Below are 18,524 nucleotides of genomic sequence, written 5' to 3'. Positions count from 1 at the left end.
TTTTTGATATAATAATATACGACGCAGCAATGAATTGAAATGACCTGTTTGAGAAAGTCCTTTTTCTATTTACTATTACTATTATACTTTTATATAATGTTTCACGTGAAACATCTCAATCTTATAATGGTTCTTTCGCCGGCAAACCTGCTTTTCGCGGATATTTCTTTGCAGTATTCTTGTTCTTCTTTATTTTTACAAATGATCTTCCGATATCTGTATCTGGCAACTGGAATTTTACCACTTCTTCGATTTTTCCACCTAATATCTGTACTGCTTTTTTTGAGTTGTTTAACTCTTCATCAATTTCTCCGGATTTATAAGGCATAAAACATCCACCTACTTTTACATAAGGAAGACAATATTCTGATAAAGTCGCCAGATTTGCTACTGCACGGGAAACACACAGATCATATTGTTCACGGTAATCTTCTTTCTTCGAAAAGTCCTCTGCTCTTCCGTGTATTGTTTCTATATTTTCCAGCTCAAGTTCATCTATAACAGCATTTAAGAACTTAATTCGCTTGTTCAATGAATCTAATAATGTGATTTTTATCTCTGGGAATACTATTTTTAGTGGAATACCCGGAAATCCTGCTCCAGTTCCTACGTCAATAATAGACGTTACATTATCAAATCCATTTACTTTCACAATAGACAAGCTATCCACAAAATGTTTCATAACTACTTCATCATATTCTGTAATTCCTGTGAGGTTCATGACCTTATTCCACTCTACAAGCATTTCATAGAATTTGATGAACTGAGATACCTGTTTATCTGTAAGTTCTACAGATATCATTTTCATATTTTCGATTAATCTCTGTTCTTTATTTTTCATATCTGTTCCTAACTATTTTCATTCTTCTATATTTTTCTATTTATCCATATTAATTCAGTTCTTCATATATTAATTTAAAAATATTCTCAGCATTCTTTTTGCAAAATACGCACATTCAAGAATCTCGAATTATTTTATCTGCCTCCTAGATATACAAGTAATACAGATATATCTGCAGGTGATACTCCGGAAATTCTAGAAGCTTGTCCAATAGAAACCGGACGGAATTCTTTTAATTTTTGAACTGCTTCGATTCTAAGACTCTTCACCTGATCATAATCTATATTTTCTGGTATTTTCTTATTTTCAAGTTTTTTGAACTGTTCTACCTGTTTTTTCTGGCGTTTAATATATCCATCATATTTAATTGATATATTTACCTGCTCAGAGACTTCTTCTGACAAATCTTTTGGAAATTCCGGTCTTGCCTCATCGATTGTAGCAAGTACCTGATAAGTTAATTCCGGTCTTCTGATAAGTTCTGCCAGTGAAATTCCGGAATTTAGCGGTGTGCTTTGGTACTGCGCAAGTAAATTCTGAACCTTTTCACTTGTTCCTACATACACATGCTCTACACGTGATACTTCTTCTTCAATCAATTTTTCTTTTAATTTTAAACGGTCATATCTATCCTGTGAAATTAATCCGATCTCGTATCCTATCTCCGTCAGTCTTTGATCTGCATTATCTTGTCTTAGAAGTAACCGGTATTCCGCTCTGGATGTCATCATACGATATGGTTCATGACTTTCTTTTGTCACCAGATCATCAATCAAAACGCCAATATATGCCTGAGATCGATCCAGTACAACTGCTTCTTTTTTCTGAAGCTTTCTTGCTGCATTGATACCTGCAATCAATCCCTGGCATGCAGCTTCTTCATAACCGGAACTTCCATTGAACTGTCCTCCGCTAAATAACCCTTCAATCTCTCTGAATTCCAATGATAGCTTTAACTGTCTTGCATCTATACAATCGTACTCAATTGCATATGCATTTCTTACAATCTTGGCATGTTCCAGACCTGCAACAGATCTATACATATCATACTGGACATCCTCCGGTAAAGAACTGGACATACCTCCGATGTACATTTCATTTGTATCAATTCCTTCAGGCTCTATAAATACCTGATGTCTGTTCTTGTCCGCAAATCTTACTACTTTATCCTCAATAGATGGACAATATCTCGGTCCTGTTCCTTCTATCATTCCGGAATATAATGGAGAACGATCCAGATTATTACGGATAATCTCATGTGTCTTTTCGTTAGTATAGGTTAACCAGCATGGCACCTGGTCAATCTGAATATCATCCGGATTAGTGGTAAATGAAAATGGTGTGATTCTTTCATCACCATACTGCGCTTCCATTTTACTGAAATCTATAGATCTTTTATCGATTCTTGCCGGAGTTCCCGTCTTAAAACGGTACATGTTAATTCCAAGATTCTTCAGACATTCTGTCAGATGATTTGCAGCCTGCAAACCATTCGGACCGGTTGCATTACTGACCTCACCATATACGCATCTCGCACGGAGATATGTTCCGGTACACAATACGACTGCTTTTACTCGATATATACCCCCAGAGAGTATCTGAACACCAATAACTTTTTTCTTCCCACTTTCACAGACTTCTTCAGTCAGGATATTTATCACTTCCGTCTGTCTGACATCCAGATTTTCCTGGTTTTCCAGCACTCTCCTCATTGTTCTGCTGTACTGTTCCTTATCTGCCTGGGCACGCAGTGAATGTACTGCCGGTCCTTTTGATTGATTCAACATCTTTGACTGAATAAATGTCTTATCAATGACCTTGCCCATCTCACCGCCAAGAGCGTCAACTTCTTTGACAAGATGTCCTTTTGAACTTCCTCCAATATTCGGATTACAAGGCATCATGGCAATACTCTCCACGCTGACGGTAAATACTACTGTCTTAAATCCCATTCTTGCAGCCGCCAGAGCTGCCTCACAGCCTGCATGTCCTGCTCCAATTACTGCAATATCATATTCGTCTTTATTTTCCCATACAGAATTTGCTGAATATTTCATGGACCAAATCTTCTCCTATCGTCTCTCCGGTTATACTTCCAAGTTCTTCGTAGGCATCCATCAGATCAATAGAATAAAAATCTTCCGGCATACCCATATCTATGCTTTCTTTTACCTTTTTTAATGCCTCATAAGCATTGTTCAATGCTGTTTTATGTCGCACATTTGTAATATAAATTTCATCGTTAAAAGATATTTTCCCTTCAAAAAACATCTCTTTCAATGTCTGTTCCAATTCACCGATCCCCTGCCCGTTTTTCGCAGATATCTCTATAATTGCAGGAAAAATATCACAACTTTCTAACTGATTAATCTCGGAATATTTCTTCTTTATCTCGTCTTTTCCAAGAATTGTATTAAGATCCGCTTTATTTAACAGAATAATAGCTTTTCTACCATAGATCATACGCATAATATCATCGTCATTCTCATCCAGTGGTGCTGATGCATCAATGACATACATGATAAGGTCGGCATCCTTTGCATTTTCTTTTGCACGGTCTACACCAATCTTCTCTACCACATCCTCGGTATCACGGATTCCTGCTGTGTCTACGATATTTAATGAGATTCCCTGCAGATTCATATGCTCTTCCAGTACATCTCTCGTTGTTCCGGCAATCTCAGTTACAATTGCACGCTCTTCACCTAATAACACATTTAACAGGGAAGATTTTCCGGCATTTGGCTTTCCTACGATGACTGTCTTAATTCCTTCTTTGATCATTCTTCCATCATCACAAGTGGATAATAAATGTTTCAAGCTCTTCATATGATCTTCCACGACAACTTCAAGCTTCTCGCCATAACCGTCCACACTGATGTGTTCCGGATCGTCCAGTGCTGTCTCGATAAATGCTGTATGATACAGAATTTCTTCACGTATTTTTTGGATCTCTTTCTTAATATTCCCCTTCAACTGGCTGACGGAACTTCGAAGTGCATACTCATTTTTTGAGGAAATGAGATCTCCTACCGCCTCTGCCTGGGACAGATCCATCTTTCCATTTAAAAATGCGCGCTTTGTAAATTCGCCTGGATCTGCAGGTCTTGCGCCATATTTTATCACCGTCTCCAAAATTCTTCGCACAACATACACACCACCATGGCAATTGATTTCCACAGTATCTTCTCCTGTATAGCTGTGCGGTCCACGCATCAGCATCACAAGCACTTCATCAATCGTATCTTCTCCGTCTACAATATACCCGTAGTGAATGGTATGCGTAGGCTGTTTTGACAGCTTTTTTTCATTTTTCCCTTTATATATGCGCTCTGCAATCTCGACAGCTTCTTCTCCACTCATTCTGACAATTCCAATTCCGGAATTACTCATGGCGGTAGATATGGCTGCGATTGTGCCAGACTCATTTCTCATTCTATATCCTCCCTGTTATTTTCACCTGTACACATGATGCCTTACGAACTGCTTCGTGCTGTGCACTCTCGCACTTCTTTACCTCATTAAAGAATGACTCGGCATTCTTGCTGCGAGGTGCGCTTCATGCAATTGCATGACATACTTCTACTGCGCACCTCTGCAAGTCTACACTCCGTTTCGGTCGGCGCAAAACCATTGTCCACCGGACAATGTGCGCCCTGCCGGAGGCTATATCGTAGAATTATCCCGGCATCATTATTTTATTGTACAAAAAAGCAGAGGTTTTTTAAACCCCTGCTTTGTAATTTTATCTTCTATTTGTCGTATTTCTCATAATTATGAGAGCCACCGGATCTTCTTGCCAGTGTTACAACGACTTTTCTGTAAGGCTCTTCACCTTCACTGTGTGTAGATACAGCCGGATCAGACTGCAGTGCTGAGTGAATGATTCTTCTCTCATATGGATTCATTGGCTCAAGTGCAACTGTTCTTCTTGTTCTCTTTACTTTGCTTGCAATGTTCTTTGCAAGATTCTCAAGAGTCTCTTTTCTTCTTCTTCTATAATCCTCTGTGTCAAGTTTTACACGAACGTATCCATCCTGCATCTTGTTAGCTACACGATTGGTAAGATACTGGAGAGAATCCAGTGTCTGTCCTCTCTTACCGATCAGGATACCCATGTTCTTACCTTCCATAGTGATGCTCAGTGCACCTTCCTCATCAACTGTAGAAGTAACCTTTACCTCTTCCATATTCATGGCATTCAGAACATCTTCTACAAATTTCTCACAAGCTTCAATGGTAGCCGGCTCAACTTTTGCAAGTTCTGTCTCTTCTCTTACTTCTTTTTTCGGAGCTTTTTTGAAATCTTTCTCTTTCTTATGCTCTTTCTTAAATTCATTCTTAGTCTCAGTTTTTACTGATTCTTTTTTCTCTGCATGCTCTGTCTTCTCAACTTTTGCTGCCTTCTCGACCTTTACAGGTTTCTCTTCTTTTTTCTCAGCTTTTACTTCGACTACAGGCTCTTCTTTTCTGCGGGCTTTGATAACGGCCTGTTTTCTACCGAATCCAAGAAAACCATCGCTTCCTTTTTCGATAACTTCATAATCAAGACGATCACTTGTTACTTCTAACTGAACTAACGCTTCTGTAATCGCATCATCAAGATTCTTTGCTGTTACAGTAATGTAATCCATGAATATATGCCCCCTTACTTATTCTCATTAAAATTCTTAACCATATTGGCTTTTGAAGCAAGACTTCCCGGTTTCGCATTTGCTCTTGCTTTTTCGAGTTTTTCTTCTCTTTCTTTATCAGACATAGAAGAACTCTGTGTTGCAGAAGATTTGATGCTCTTTGTATTTGTCTGAGCCATAGCGTTGATCTTCTCTGCTTTTTCGCCACGTTTTTCTTTCTTCTTCTGCGCTTTTTCTTTATTCTTCTCAATCATGTCATCCACTGACATCTTACTGAGATGTTTGTTGATAAATACCTGCTGAACCATACGTACGATTGCACTGACGATCCAGTAGATACCGATACCAGTCGGTAATGTAAATACCATAACCAGTGAGAACAGAGGCATTGTCATATTCATAGTTCTCATTGTTGCTGCTGTCGGGTCATCTTTATCTGCCGGTCTGTTAGAACCATTTACTGCCATAGACAGTTTCATATTCAGATACTGTGTAAATGCAGATAATACCGGAAGTAAAATTGCTGTGATAACCAGCGCTGCCGCTGAATATCCCATTGTCTCTCCGCTTTTTGCCATACTAAGCATGTTACCCGGAGTGATTGTCATATCCGGAATTGTGAGAAACTTATTTGCCTGAGCTGTAATATTTGGTACATAATCAGAAATACTGTAAATGACCGGATACAATGCGAACAGGAACGGCATCTGGATCAGTAACGGAAGGCATCCGCCCATCATAGATACGCCATACTTGTCATACACCTGCTGTATCTCTTCCTGCTGCTTCATCATTGAAGCCTGGTCTTTTTTGTTCTTGTACTTCTTCTGGATAGCCATGACTTCCGGCTGTACAACGGCCTGCATCTTAGATGATCTCTGCTGATTAATTGTCATCGGCAGCATCAGGGTATATACAAGAATCGTATACAGGATAATAGATATACCAACCAGACCAGTGTCACTTGGAAGTGCGCCATCTAACATCGTATAGATAAAATTCATGACTTTACCTAATACCCAGCAGATCTGTCCGACAATCGGCCAGTGTGCTGCACTTAGTAAACTTCCTACCATCTCTTTTTCCTCCATCGGATTTTATAATTCTTTTTAAGGAACAGGGTCATATCCTCCTTTTGAAAAAGGATTGCAACGCAAAATTCTCCAGGCAGCAAGAAGACCTCCCTTAAAGGCCCCGTACTTTTCAATTGCTTCTATCGCATATCTGGAACAGGTTGGATAATACTTACAGGAAGAATATCCTTTTGCTCCTGATAAATACTTTTGATAGAATCTGATGATACCAAGCAGAATCTTCTTCATCACGCAATTACCCCTTATATATATTATGAAGACGTGCTAGGTGGATCAGTGCGCTCTCTATGTCGCGGTAATTCTTACCCTTAGCTGCACCTCTTGCGATAACTACGATATCGCGCCCACTGCTGAACATGTCTTCTTGTAGCCGGTAACTCTCTCGGATCAACCTAGTTAATCGGTGTCTTACGATACTGTTTCCCACTTTTTTACTTACAGATATTCCCAATCGATTACCTTCCGTCTGATTCTCCAGTACATACATGACAAGATACTTGTTCGCATAAGAACTTCCTTTTTTATATACATGTTGAAAATCCTTATGTTTTTTCAATGATTCGGAATATTTCATGCTTTAATCTCCTATTTTTTGAAAGAAGAAAAGGCCACATATATGCGGCCTACGCTGATAATTTCTTTCTTCCTTTTGCTCTTCTTGCTGCAAGTACTTTTCTTCCGCCTGCAGTGCTCATTCTTGATCTGAAACCATGTACTTTAGATCTTTGTCTCTTTTTTGGCTGGAATGTCATTTTCATAGATATCCACCTCCTTATATTTTTCCAAGGGTTGCCCCATATTTTTTCTTAAGACATCAGCTTTGATTATATAAAAAAAATCTTGATACGTCAAGCATTACCGATGATTTTCTTTACTTTTTAATTGCTTAAATACATATTTTGATGTAAAATAGATAAAGAGTAGACTTGGGAAGTAGGAGTTTGTTTAAAATGAACGAAGTGAAAGAAAAATGGCCTGAGATCATCGAACATTTACGAGTGGAACACGAGCTGCTGAACGTATCCTTTAATACGTGGATAAAGCCGCTGAAAGTTTACGATGTCATCGATGACACTGCTTATATTCTTGTGAACAAGGATTCCAGTGTCGAATACATCGATAAGAAGTACCGTCTCCCACTCATGGTATGTATTGCTGAGATTACAGGCAAAGAGTACGAGATACAGTTTGTATCGGAAGATGACGATAAACTGAATGAAATTCATAATGCATCTATTGATAACGGTCAAAAGAAAAAGACGAAGTCCTTAGCAGAGAAAGCAGGGCTGAATCCAAAATATACTTTTGATACTTTTGTTGTAGGCGGAAATAACAACTTCGCTCATGCAGCTTCACTGGCCGTTGCCGAATCTCCCGGTGAAGTGTACAACCCTCTCTTTTTATATGGAGGTGTTGGACTTGGAAAAACCCATTTGATGCATTCCATTGCACACTTCATTTTGGACAAGAATCCGAAGAAAAAAGTATTATATGTAACCAGTGAGACGTTCACCAACGAACTTATTGATGCCCTGAGGAATGGAAAAACAGCCGGTAATGAATCTGCCATGCTGAACTTTCGTGATAAATACAGGAACATTGATGTTCTGTTGATTGACGATATCCAGTTTATAATAGGTAAGGAAAGTACTCAGGAAGAGTTCTTCCATACTTTCAATCACCTTCATACACTTGGAAAACAGATCATAATCTCCAGTGATAAACCTCCGAAAGATATCGAGACACTGGAATCCAGACTCCGCACACGTTTTGAGTGGGGTCTCATTGCTGATATCTCATCTCCGGATTATGAGACACGTATGGCAATTCTCCAGAAGAAGATCGAACTGGATCATCTGGAAAAATATAACATTAAGAATGACGTACTGGACTATATTGCGGCCAACGTCAAATCTAACATCCGTGAGCTGGAAGGTTCTCTGAATAAACTCATTGCCCTCTATAAGCTCAACAACAATAATAATCCGATTGATATTGCTCTTGCAGCAGAAGCATTAAAAGATATTATCTCTTCTGATAATAGAAGAGAAGTTACTCCGGAACTGATACTTGATATCGTTGCGGATCATTTTGGTATCACCGTTGCTGACCTTAAAAGCAAAAAACGTGATTCAGAGATTGCCGTTCCACGTCAGATCTGTATGTATCTGATGCGTACTATGACCGATACTGCCCTGAAAGGAATTGGTGCAGTTCTTGGAGGTAAAGACCACTCTACTGTCAAATATGGAGTAGAAAAGATCGCCAAGGATATCGAATCAGATGAGATGATGGCGAATACAATCAATATAATAAAGAAGAAAATCAACCCGGCTTAGGATTTTCCGTATAGTTATCCACAATTTATCCACATTATCCACATTTTTGGATGTTTATGTGGATAGTATGTGGACAGAGCGTGGAAAATCCTCTGATTTATTTGGATATGGTGTGGAGAAGTGATTTTTTGTCCATTTTTCCAAAAAGCAACAAAAATGTTTTCCAAAGCAGTTCCACACATTTTCCAGTTTAATTTCACAGACTTATCAAAGCGCGAAACGCCTGAGTTTACTGGGCGCGCAGGGGTTTTCCTCTTATCCACAGCCCCTAAGGCGAATAAGGCGGAAAAAATTTATTTATTTCTATATATGCGTATCGTGGGAAAGGAGTTTTACACATATGAAAATCGTATGTAACAAATCAGACCTTGTAAAAGGAGTTAATATTGTTTCTAAAGCTGTTCCTGGAAAAACAACAATGCCAATATTGGAATGTATCTTAATTGATGCCACTACTGACATTATTAAGTTGACTGCCAACGATATGGAACTTGGCATCCAGACAGAAATTGCAGGTGAGATCATTGATCGTGGTATGATTGCCATTGATGCAAAGATTTTTTCTGAAATTGTTAGAAAACTTCCGGATAATGAAGTTTCTATAGAAACTGATGACAGACTTCAGACAACTATTGTGTGTGAAAAAGCAAAATTTGATATTTCCGGAAAACCTGGCAATGAATTTGCTTATCTTCCAATTATTGAGAAAGATGATTCTATAGCAATTTCACAGTTTACTTTGAAAGAAATCATTCGCCAGACGATCTTTTCTATTGCTGATACAGAAAGCAACAAATTAATGACCGGAGAATTATTTGAAATAAAAGATAATGTTTTAAGAGTTGCATCTTTGGATGGACATCGAATTTCTATCCGTAAAATTGAATTGAAAAATCCAGTCAGTGATTATAAGATGGTCGTACCTGGTAAAACTTTAATTGAAATTAGTAAAATTTTATCCGGAGAAGCTGAGAGTATGGTTGAAATTTCTTATACAAATAACCATATTGTGTTTGAATTTGACAATACAATCGTTGTTTCCAGACTCATTGAAGGCGAATATTTTAAAATTGATCAGATGCTGTCCAGTGATTACGATACAAAAGTAAGAATTAACAAAAAAGAATTCTTAAATTGTATTGACCGCGCAACACTTCTCATCAAAGAGGGAGATAAAAAACCGATCATCATTGACATCCAGGATGAAATGATGGAGTTAAAAATCAAATCTCAGATCGGATCCATGAATGAAGAGATTATGATTTCCAAGGATGGAAAAGATCTTCTGATCGGATTCAATCCGAAATTCCTGATTGACGCACTGCGTGTTATTGATGATGAAGAGGTTACACTTTATCTGATGAATGCAAAAGCACCTTGCTTCATCAAGGATGAGACAGAAAGCTATATTTATCTTATCCTTCCTGTAAACTTTAATGCAAATGTATAATGAGTGCATAATTATACGAAAATACTAATATTATTCATAAAAATGCATGAATAATTATACATTTATTCATTTTTTGTAAATATAAAGGAGCGACTATGGAAACAATCAAATTGCGTGATGAATTTATAAAGCTTGGGCAGGCGTTAAAAGCAGCCGGTCTTGTTGAATCGGGCGTTGAGGCAAAAGAAGTCATCCAGGACGGACAGGTGTCTGTAAATGGAGAAATCGATACTCGCCGTGGAAGGAAATTATACGGCGGGGATGTTGTATCATTTGGCGGAGAAGAAATCAAAATTGAAGATTAAATCTTTGAAACTGAAAAATTTTAGAAACTACGAGCTTTTGAATCTGGAATTTGACGGCAGCACCAACATTTTCTACGGGGATAATGCTCAGGGAAAGACGAATATTCTGGAGGCTGTCTATCTGTCCGGGACGACGAAGTCCCACAGAGGGAGCAAAGACCGGGATATGATCCGGTTCGGGGCAGAGGAATCACACATTGAGGTGATTGTTGAAAAACGCGGGATTCAGGATCAGATTGACATGCATCTGAAGAAGAACCGGCCGAAAGGTGTTGCTATTAATAAGATTCCGATACGCAAAGCCGGAGAATTATTTGGCATTGTAAATCTCGTATTTTTTTCACCGGAAGATCTGAACATTATAAAAAATGGTCCGGCGGGAAGAAGAAAGTTCATAGATTTAGAGCTGTCACAGCTTGATAAAGTATATTTTAATCATTTATCCAATTACAGTCGGATCGTAAATCAGAGAAATCATTTACTAAAAGACAGTGCATACCGGCAAGATGCAATGGAGACTCTGGACATCTGGGATTTCCAGCTTGTTCAGTATGGCAATGCAATCATTGCGAGGAGGAAACAATTTGTTGACGAAATGAACGAAATTGTTTCCGGAATACATAAGAAACTGACTGGCGGTAAGGAAGAAATCCGTCTGATCTACGAACCGAGTACGAAAAACATGTCTCTTGAGCAGGCTCTTGAGATGAACAGACAGCGAGATATCAGGATGAAGAGTACTTCGGTAGGGCCTCATCGAGACGACGTCTGTTTTATGGTCGGGAATCTGGACATCCGGAGATTCGGATCCCAGGGACAGCAAAGGACCGCAGCATTGTCATTGAAACTGGCAGAAATCGAGCTGGTGAAAAGAGTGATCGGAGACACACCGGTTCTGTTACTTGACGATGTGTTGTCTGAACTTGACAAACACAGGCAAAACTATTTATTAGACAGTATTCATGATATACAGACACTCATTACCTGTACAGGAGTGGATGAATTTGTAAATCATAGATTTGAAGTCAATAAAGTATTTCATGTCCAGAACGGACAAGTGATAAAGGAAAACTAGGAGGATTAGCATGGCTACAGAAAAGGTACAGCACGAATATGGCGCAGACGAAATTCAGATACTGGAAGGACTGGAAGCTGTAAGAAAGCGTCCGGGAATGTATATTGGAAGTACCTCATCAAGAGGTCTTCACCATCTGGTATATGAGATTGTTGATAATGCGGTTGATGAGGCGTTGGCAGGATTCTGTGATACCATTCACGTAACGATTAATCCGGATAATTCCGTTACTGTCACAGATAATGGACGTGGAATTCCGGTCGGAATCAACCATAAATCAGGACTTCCGGCAGTTGAAGTCGTATTTACGGTGCTTCATGCCGGAGGAAAATTCGGTGGTGGAGGATACAAGGTATCCGGAGGACTTCATGGAGTAGGTGCATCTGTTGTAAATGCGCTTTCTGTTTGGCTGGAAGTTGAAATCTGTCACGAAGGAAAAGTATACAGACAGCGCTATGAGCGAGGAAAAGTTGCAAAGAAGCTGGAAGTCATCGGAGAATGTGAGCCGGGAAAGACAGGAACAAAGGTCACATTCCTGCCGGATGGAGAGATTTTTGAGACAACAATCTTTGATTACAGCATTTTACAGCAGAGATTCCGTGAGATGGCATTTCTGACAAAGGGACTGAAGATTGTTCTTCGCGATGAAAGACCACAAGAGCCGATTGAGAAGACTTTCCACTATGAAGGTGGAATCAAAGAATTTGTTGAGTATCTGAACCGCAGTACGACTCCGCTTTACGAGCAGATTATTTACTGTGAGGGAATCGTCAACAATGTATCTGTTGAAGTTGCAATGCAGCACAATGATTCCTACAATGAGAACAGCTACGGATTTGTAAATAATATTACGACTCCGGAAGGCGGAACTCATATTGTCGGATTTAGAAATGCGTTAACAAAGACATTTAATGATTATGCAAGAAAGAATAAACTTTTAAAAGATAATGAGCCGAACCTGACAGGTGAGGATATCCGTGAGGGACTGACTGCAATTATCAGTGTCAAGATCGAGGATCCTCAATTCGAAGGTCAGACAAAGCAGAAACTTGGAAACAGTGAGGCAAGAGGAGCAGTTGATAGTGTTGTCAGTGAACAGCTTCAGATTTTCCTGGAACAGAATCCTCAGGTCGCTAAAGTAACCGTTGAGAAGTCTGTGATGGCACAGCGTGCGAGAGAGGCTGCAAGAAAAGCGAGAGATCTGACAAGAAGGAAATCAGCCCTTGACGGTATGTCACTTCCTGGTAAGCTTGCAGACTGTTCTGACAAGAATCCGGAAAAATGCGAAATCTACATCGTAGAGGGAGACTCCGCCGGTGGCTCCGCAAAGACAGCCAGAGACCGTGCAACACAGGCCATCCTTCCACTTCGTGGTAAGATCCTCAATGTTGAGAAGGCAAGACTGGATCGAATTTATGGAAATGCGGAGATCAAAGCCATGATCACGGCATTTGGAACCGGAATCCATGAAGACTTTGATATCAGCAAATTACGTTATCACAAGATCATCATCATGACCGATGCCGACGTGGATGGAGCACATATCAGTACACTGCTTCTGACATTTATGTATAGATTTATGCCAGATCTGATCAAAGAAGGATACGTGTATCTGGCACAGCCGCCACTTTATAAGCTCGAAAGAAATAAAAAAGTTTGGTATGCATACAGCGACGAAGAACTAGACAGCATTTTGCAGGAAGTTGGGCGTGATAACAATAATAAAATTCAGCGTTACAAAGGTCTTGGAGAGATGGATGCAGAGCAGCTTTGGGATACCACTATGGATCCAGAGCACCGCGTACTCCTTCGTGTCACAATGGATGATGAGACAGCAAGCGAGCTGGATCTCACATTTACAACACTGATGGGAGATAAGGTAGAGCCAAGACGTGAGTTCATCGAAGAAAATGCACAGTATGTACAGAATCTTGACATTTAAATATCAGCGAAATATTTTCGCTTTGCAGAAAGGAAAATAGATAAATGGAAGACAATATTTTTGATAAAGTCCATGAGGTCGACCTAAAGAAGACGATGGAGACCTCCTATATCGATTATGCCATGAGTGTTATTGCTTCCCGTGCACTTCCAGATGTAAGAGACGGATTGAAACCTGTACAGAGAAGAATTCTTTACTCCATGATCGAGCTGAACAATGGACCGGATAAACCGCACAGAAAATCAGCCCGTATCGTCGGTGATACAATGGGTAAATATCATCCTCACGGTGACAGTTCTATTTACGGAGCATTGGTTAATATGGCTCAGGAATGGTCTACCAGATATCCGCTCGTTGACGGGCATGGAAACTTCGGCTCTGTGGACGGTGACGGAGCAGCGGCTATGCGTTACACAGAGGCAAGATTGAGTAAGATTTCCATGGAACTGACTGCTGATATCAACAAAGATACGGTAGACTTCATGCCAAACTTCGATGAGACGGAGAAAGAGCCGGTTGTACTTCCGGCAAGATTCCCGAACCTTCTGGTGAACGGTACATCCGGTATCGCCGTAGGTATGGCAACGAATATCCCGCCGCACAATCTTCGTGAGGTCATTGACGCAGTAGTCAGAATTATCGATAACAAGATTGCAGATAAAAACGAGACAACAATGGAAGAAATCCTTGAGATCATCAAGGGACCAGATTTCCCGACCGGTGGAGAGATTCTTGGTACAAGAGGAATCGAGGAAGCATATCGAACAGGACGTGGTAAGATTCGTGTACGTGCCGTAACGAACATTGAGACGATGCCGAATGGAAAGAGCCGCATCATTGTTACAGAGCTTCCGTACATGGTCAATAAGGCCCGTCTGATCGAGAAGATCGCAGAGCTGGTACGTGACAAGAAGGTGGATGGAATCACAGACTTAAGTGATCAGTCCAGCCGTGAAGGTATGCGTATTGTTATTGAACTTCGTAAAGATGTCAATGCAAATGTATTGCTGAACCAGCTTTACAAACATACACAGCTTCAGGATACATTTGGCGTGATCATGCTGGCACTGGTCGGCAAACAGCCAAAAGTCATGAATATTTTAGAGCTTCTTGGATATTACCTGAAGCATCAGGAAGATGTTGTGACACGTCGTACAAAGTACGAACTGAACAAAGCAAAAGAAAGAGCGCATATCTTAAAAGGATTATTGATCGCGCTTGATAATATTGACGAAGTTATCCGGATCATCCGTGGTTCCAGTACGGTACAGGCTGCAAAAGCAGAACTCATGGAGAAATTCGAACTGGATGATGTTCAGGCTCAGGCTATCGTAGATATGCGTCTGCGTGCTCTGACCGGATTGGAAAGAGAGAAGCTTGAGAAAGAATATGCAGAACTTATGGCTCAGATTGAGAGACTGGAGGCAATTCTGGCAGACGAAAAATTACTTCTTGGAGTGATTCGTGAAGAAATCCTTGTCATTAAGGATAAATATGGTGATGACAGAAGAACATCCATCGGATTTGACGAGTATGACATTTCCATGGAGGATCTGATTCCGAAGGAGAATATTGTAATTACCATGACAAAGCTTGGTTACATCAAGCGTATGTCTGATGATACATTTAAGGCACAGAATCGTGGCGGTAAGGGAATTAAAGGTATGCAGACTCTGGATGAAGATTATGTGGAAGAGCTATTCATGACGAATACGCACCACTACATTATGTTCTTTACGAACACCGGACGTGTCTACAGACTGAAAGGTTACGAGATTCCGGAGGCAAGCCGCACATCAAGAGGAACTGCGATCATCAACCTGCTCCAGTTAATGCCGGGCGAGAAGATTACTGCTGTAATCCCGATTGATTACTACCGCGACCAGGATTATCTGATCATGGCAACAAAGAAAGGTCTTGTGAAGAAGACATCTCTTCGCGAGTACATGAATGTAAGAAAGACAGGACTTGCCGCAATTACACTGCGTGATGAGGATGAACTGATCGAAGTAAAATTCACAGACAATAATCAGGAAATCATTCTTGCAACGAAGTATGGTCAGTGTATCCGCTTTAATGAGACCGACGTAAGAGCAACAGGACGTAACTCCATGGGAGTACGCGGAATCAACCTTGCAGACCGCGACGAAGTGATTGGAATGCAGCTTGTGACCCAGGGACATGACCTTTTGATCGTATCTGAAAAAGGTATGGGTAAACGTACAGACATCAGTGAATTTACAGCACAGAACCGTGGCGGCAAAGGAGTGAAGTGTTACAAGATTACCGAAAAGACAGGAAATGTCATCGGAATCAAGGCAGTTGACGAAGACGATGAGATTATGATCATAAATACGGACGGAATCATCATCCGTATGCTGTGTTCCGGAATCTCCTTACTCGGAAGAATCACATCCGGAGTCAAACTCATCAACCTGAAAGATAAAGAGACCGTAGCAAGTATCGCAAAAGTCAGAGACGAAGAAAAAGAAGAAGCCAAAAAGAAAGAAATCTTCGGCGAAGACGGAGTAGAAGTGGACCAGCTAGACGTAGACTCACTGGCATTAGAAAGTGACGAAGAATAAAAGTTATACTGTCTGAGAAAAGAAAACTTAATAAGACTATAAAAAAATCTGTAGCTGCAGGACATGAAAATCCGAGGCTGCAGATTTTTTTGTCTTGTATATCACTAAGGGACAGGGTAAAATGAAAAAAGAGATGAAAGGAGATCATTATGCGTTCAGTCGATGTAAGTATAGTTACGAGAAATATTAAAGAAATGTGTATTCAGGCGAATCATTTTCTGTCTGAGGATATGGATATAGCGATGAAAAAGGCTGTGGAGACGGAGGAAGCACCGCTTGGAAAGCAGATTCTGACACAGCTTCAGGAGAATTTAAAGATTGCAGGAGAGGATATGATCCCAATCTGTCAGGATACCGGTATGGCGGTCGTGTTCATAGAAGTTGGTCAGGAGGTACACTTTGAAGGTGGAAGTCTTACGGATGCCATCAATGAGGGTGTGCGCCAGGGATATGTGGAAGGATATCTTAGAAAGTCTGTTGTAGGTGACCCGATCATCCGTGAGAATACGAAAGATAACACACCGGCAGTTATTCACTATAACATTGTGCCGGGGGATAAAGTAAAGATTAAAGTTGCTCCGAAGGGATTTGGAAGCGAGAATATGAGCCGTGTCTTTATGCTGAAGCCTGCAGATGGGATTGAAGGTGTGAAGAATGCAATTCTGACAGCTGTTCAGGATGCGGGACCGAATGCCTGTCCGCCGATGGTAGTCGGTGTCGGAATTGGTGGTACCTTTGAAAAATGTGCTCTTATGGCAAAGGATGCCCTGACACGTGAAGTTGGCACACACTCAGACATCCAGTGGGTCAAGGATCTGGAAGAAGAGATGCTTGAGACGATCAATAAGCTTGGTATCGGACCTGGAGGTCTTGGAGGAACAACAACAGCTCTTGCGGTAAATGTTAATACATACCCGACTCACATTGCGGGACTTCCGGTAGGAATCAATATTTGCTGTCACGTCAACAGACACATTGTGAGGGAGGTATAGTCATGGAGAAGCATATAAAAGCACCAATCAGCAAAGAAGTATCCCGTAAGCTCAGAGCAGGAGATTATGTATACATTACAGGAATTATCTACACGGCGAGAGATGCCGCTCACAAGAGAATGGATGATGCTCTTAAAAATGGAGAAAATCTTCCGGTAGATATGGTTGGACAGACGATTTATTACATGGGACCATCTCCGGCGAGAGAAGGGCGTCCGATTGGTTCTGCAGGTCCGACAACTGCGAGCCGTATGGACCGTTATGCACCGAAGCTTCTGGATCTTGGCCTCACAGCTATGATTGGAAAAGGTAAGAGAAGTAAGGAAGTACTGGATGCTGTCAAAAGAAACGGAAGTGTTTACTTTGCGGCAGTGGGAGGAGCAGGAGCGCTTCTTTCAAAATGTATTAAGACTTCTGAGGTCGTAGCTTATGATGATCTTGGAACGGAAGCTATCCGCAAGCTTTATGTGGAAGATTTCCCGGTGATCGTAGTCGCTGATTGCGAGGGCGGTTATCTGTACGAAAGTGCCATAAAGGAGTACAAGAAGATATGAAACGAATCATAATGATGGTTCTTCGGAACATTTTACTTGTTCCGTGGATGTGGGCAAAATTATGTTATCATGCATCCCACGTAGACAAATACACAGAAGAAGAACATTACCGGATGCTCCAGTTCATCACACACCGAGCTAATAAGGGTGGAAATGTGACCATAGATGCCCACGGGCTTGAGAATATCCCAGAAGAAAACGGCTTTATGTTCTTCCCAAATCATCAGGGACTTTACGATGTACTGGCACTTGTAGATGTCTGCCCGAAGCCATTTTCCGTAGTTGCCAAAAAAGAAGTGGAAAATGTGCCATTTTTAAAACAAGTTTTCAAATGTATGAAAGCATATATGATGGATCGTAATGATATCCGTCAGTCACTGCAGGTCATTGTAAATGTGACAAATGAGGTAAAGAACGGAAGAAATTATCTCATTTTCCCGGAAGGAACAAGATCTAAGATGGGAAATGAGATGCTGGAGTTTAAAGGCGGAAGCTTTAAAGCAGCAACGAAAGCAAAATGTCCGATCGTGCCGGTTGCACTGATCGATTCTTTCAAGCCATTTGACACTAACAGCATCGCATCGGTCACAGTGCAGGTACATTTTTTAAAACCGCTGTACTATGATGATTATAAAGACATGAAGACGAATGATATCGCGGAACTTGTAAGAAGTCAGATCCAGAAAACGATCCATGATTCCATTTAGCCTGTC

The 18,524-nt window shown here is 40.6% G+C and carries 17 protein-coding genes; 9 read left to right on the top strand and 8 right to left on the bottom strand.

Annotated elements, in window-relative coordinates; translation table 11 throughout:
- Window positions 1-121: 121 nt before the first annotated feature.
- The 8 genes from rsmG to rpmH all read right to left on the bottom strand — a co-directional run bounded on the left by rsmG (window position 122) and on the right by rpmH (window position 7,327).
- Window positions 122-841: a 16S rRNA (guanine(527)-N(7))-methyltransferase RsmG gene (rsmG, locus tag G593_RS0110900; RefSeq protein ID WP_005342086.1), complete on the bottom strand. Its 720-nt coding sequence runs from the start codon at window positions 839-841 to the stop codon at window positions 122-124.
- Window positions 842-975: 134 nt separating this feature from the next.
- Window positions 976-2,898, bottom strand: a complete 1,923-nt coding sequence (gene mnmG, locus G593_RS0110895; RefSeq protein ID WP_029731688.1) for a tRNA uridine-5-carboxymethylaminomethyl(34) synthesis enzyme MnmG — start codon at window positions 2,896-2,898, stop codon at window positions 976-978.
- Complete coding sequence (gene mnmE, locus G593_RS0110890; RefSeq protein ID WP_029731687.1) at window positions 2,864-4,276, bottom strand: tRNA uridine-5-carboxymethylaminomethyl(34) synthesis GTPase MnmE; 1,413 nt, start codon at window positions 4,274-4,276, stop codon at window positions 2,864-2,866. The genes mnmG and mnmE overlap by 35 nt, the downstream gene beginning before the upstream one ends.
- Before the next feature lie 317 nt (window positions 4,277-4,593).
- Entirely contained in the window at window positions 4,594-5,475 is an 882-nt protein-coding gene (gene jag / locus G593_RS0110885; RefSeq protein ID WP_005342080.1) for an RNA-binding cell elongation regulator Jag/EloR, read from the bottom strand.
- Window positions 5,476-5,489: 14 nt separating this feature from the next.
- Window positions 5,490-6,551 (bottom strand): YidC/Oxa1 family membrane protein insertase, encoded by a 1,062-nt coding sequence (locus tag G593_RS0110880; protein ID WP_005342078.1) that lies wholly within the window; start codon window positions 6,549-6,551, stop codon window positions 5,490-5,492.
- Between the two features lie 33 nt (window positions 6,552-6,584).
- The gene (gene yidD / locus G593_RS0110875; protein ID WP_029731685.1) at window positions 6,585-6,797 is read right to left on the bottom strand and encodes a membrane protein insertion efficiency factor YidD; all 213 of its coding nucleotides are present in this window, start codon (window positions 6,795-6,797) and stop codon (window positions 6,585-6,587) included.
- A gap of 7 nt (window positions 6,798-6,804) precedes the next feature.
- On the bottom strand, window positions 6,805-7,143 hold the full coding sequence (gene rnpA / locus G593_RS0110870; RefSeq protein ID WP_005334689.1) for a ribonuclease P protein component: 339 nt from the start codon (window positions 7,141-7,143) through the stop codon (window positions 6,805-6,807).
- 49 nt (window positions 7,144-7,192) lie between these two features.
- The gene (rpmH, locus tag G593_RS0110865; protein WP_005334681.1) at window positions 7,193-7,327 is read right to left on the bottom strand and encodes a 50S ribosomal protein L34; all 135 of its coding nucleotides are present in this window, start codon (window positions 7,325-7,327) and stop codon (window positions 7,193-7,195) included.
- 192 nt (window positions 7,328-7,519) lie between these two features.
- Here rpmH and dnaA point away from each other — a divergent pair, with 192 nt between their 5' ends.
- The 9 genes from dnaA to G593_RS0110815 all read left to right on the top strand — a co-directional run bounded on the left by dnaA (window position 7,520) and on the right by G593_RS0110815 (window position 18,518).
- Window positions 7,520-8,908, top strand: a complete 1,389-nt coding sequence (dnaA, locus tag G593_RS0110860) for a chromosomal replication initiator protein DnaA (protein ID WP_005334678.1) — start codon at window positions 7,520-7,522, stop codon at window positions 8,906-8,908.
- 340 nt (window positions 8,909-9,248) lie between these two features.
- On the top strand, window positions 9,249-10,358 hold the full coding sequence (dnaN, locus tag G593_RS0110850; RefSeq protein WP_029731683.1) for a DNA polymerase III subunit beta: 1,110 nt from the start codon (window positions 9,249-9,251) through the stop codon (window positions 10,356-10,358).
- A 95-nt stretch (window positions 10,359-10,453) separates the two neighbouring features.
- Window positions 10,454-10,663 carry an RNA-binding S4 domain-containing protein gene (locus G593_RS0110845; protein ID WP_005334675.1) on the top strand — a complete coding sequence of 70 codons (210 nt, stop codon included), beginning with the start codon at window positions 10,454-10,456 and terminating at the stop codon, window positions 10,661-10,663.
- Complete coding sequence (recF, locus tag G593_RS0110840; RefSeq protein ID WP_029731682.1) at window positions 10,653-11,738, top strand: DNA replication/repair protein RecF; 1,086 nt, start codon at window positions 10,653-10,655, stop codon at window positions 11,736-11,738. Before G593_RS0110845 ends, recF begins: the two co-directional genes overlap by 11 nt.
- Before the next feature lie 10 nt (window positions 11,739-11,748).
- Window positions 11,749-13,680, top strand: a complete 1,932-nt coding sequence (gene gyrB / locus G593_RS0110835) for a DNA topoisomerase (ATP-hydrolyzing) subunit B (RefSeq protein WP_005342071.1) — start codon at window positions 11,749-11,751, stop codon at window positions 13,678-13,680.
- Window positions 13,681-13,724: 44 nt separating this feature from the next.
- The gene (gyrA, locus tag G593_RS0110830) at window positions 13,725-16,265 is read left to right on the top strand and encodes a DNA gyrase subunit A (RefSeq protein WP_029731681.1); all 2,541 of its coding nucleotides are present in this window, start codon (window positions 13,725-13,727) and stop codon (window positions 16,263-16,265) included.
- Between the two features lie 149 nt (window positions 16,266-16,414).
- On the top strand, window positions 16,415-17,257 hold the full coding sequence (locus G593_RS0110825; RefSeq protein ID WP_005342068.1) for a fumarate hydratase: 843 nt from the start codon (window positions 16,415-16,417) through the stop codon (window positions 17,255-17,257).
- A gap of 2 nt (window positions 17,258-17,259) precedes the next feature.
- The gene (locus tag G593_RS0110820; protein ID WP_029731680.1) at window positions 17,260-17,811 is read left to right on the top strand and encodes a Fe-S-containing hydro-lyase; all 552 of its coding nucleotides are present in this window, start codon (window positions 17,260-17,262) and stop codon (window positions 17,809-17,811) included.
- Window positions 17,808-18,518, top strand: a complete 711-nt coding sequence (locus G593_RS0110815) for a lysophospholipid acyltransferase family protein (RefSeq protein WP_029731679.1) — start codon at window positions 17,808-17,810, stop codon at window positions 18,516-18,518. The genes G593_RS0110820 and G593_RS0110815 overlap by 4 nt, the downstream gene beginning before the upstream one ends.
- Window positions 18,519-18,524 lie beyond the last annotated feature (6 nt).

Source organism: Dorea sp. AGR2135, assembly GCF_000420885.1.
GTDB lineage: Bacteria > Bacillota > Clostridia > Lachnospirales > Lachnospiraceae > Dorea > Dorea formicigenerans.
The sequence above is the reverse complement of the archived record's forward strand: the minus strand, read 5'-3'. Positions and strand labels throughout refer to the sequence as shown.

Bases quoted from the DNA above. Each gene is read 5' to 3' on its own strand.
- rsmG (WP_005342086.1), bottom strand. From the start codon at position 841: ATGAAAAATAAAGAACAGAGATTAATCGAAAATATGAAAATGATATCT.
- mnmG (WP_029731688.1), bottom strand. From the start codon at position 2,898: ATGAAATATTCAGCAAATTCTGTATGGGAAAATAAAGACGAATATGAT.
- mnmE (WP_029731687.1), bottom strand. From the start codon at position 4,276: ATGAGAAATGAGTCTGGCACAATCGCAGCCATATCTACCGCCATGAGT.
- jag (WP_005342080.1), bottom strand. From the start codon at position 5,475: ATGGATTACATTACTGTAACAGCAAAGAATCTTGATGATGCGATTACA.
- G593_RS0110880 (WP_005342078.1), bottom strand. From the start codon at position 6,551: ATGGTAGGAAGTTTACTAAGTGCAGCACACTGGCCGATTGTCGGACAG.
- yidD (WP_029731685.1), bottom strand. From the start codon at position 6,797: ATGAAGAAGATTCTGCTTGGTATCATCAGATTCTATCAAAAGTATTTA.
- rnpA (WP_005334689.1), bottom strand. From the start codon at position 7,143: ATGAAATATTCCGAATCATTGAAAAAACATAAGGATTTTCAACATGTA.
- rpmH (WP_005334681.1), bottom strand. From the start codon at position 7,327: ATGAAAATGACATTCCAGCCAAAAAAGAGACAAAGATCTAAAGTACAT.
- dnaA (WP_005334678.1), top strand. From the start codon at position 7,520: ATGAACGAAGTGAAAGAAAAATGGCCTGAGATCATCGAACATTTACGA.
- dnaN (WP_029731683.1), top strand. From the start codon at position 9,249: ATGAAAATCGTATGTAACAAATCAGACCTTGTAAAAGGAGTTAATATT.
- G593_RS0110845 (WP_005334675.1), top strand. From the start codon at position 10,454: ATGGAAACAATCAAATTGCGTGATGAATTTATAAAGCTTGGGCAGGCG.
- gyrB (WP_005342071.1), top strand. From the start codon at position 11,749: ATGGCTACAGAAAAGGTACAGCACGAATATGGCGCAGACGAAATTCAG.
- gyrA (WP_029731681.1), top strand. From the start codon at position 13,725: ATGGAAGACAATATTTTTGATAAAGTCCATGAGGTCGACCTAAAGAAG.
- G593_RS0110825 (WP_005342068.1), top strand. From the start codon at position 16,415: ATGCGTTCAGTCGATGTAAGTATAGTTACGAGAAATATTAAAGAAATG.
- G593_RS0110820 (WP_029731680.1), top strand. From the start codon at position 17,260: ATGGAGAAGCATATAAAAGCACCAATCAGCAAAGAAGTATCCCGTAAG.
- G593_RS0110815 (WP_029731679.1), top strand. From the start codon at position 17,808: ATGAAACGAATCATAATGATGGTTCTTCGGAACATTTTACTTGTTCCG.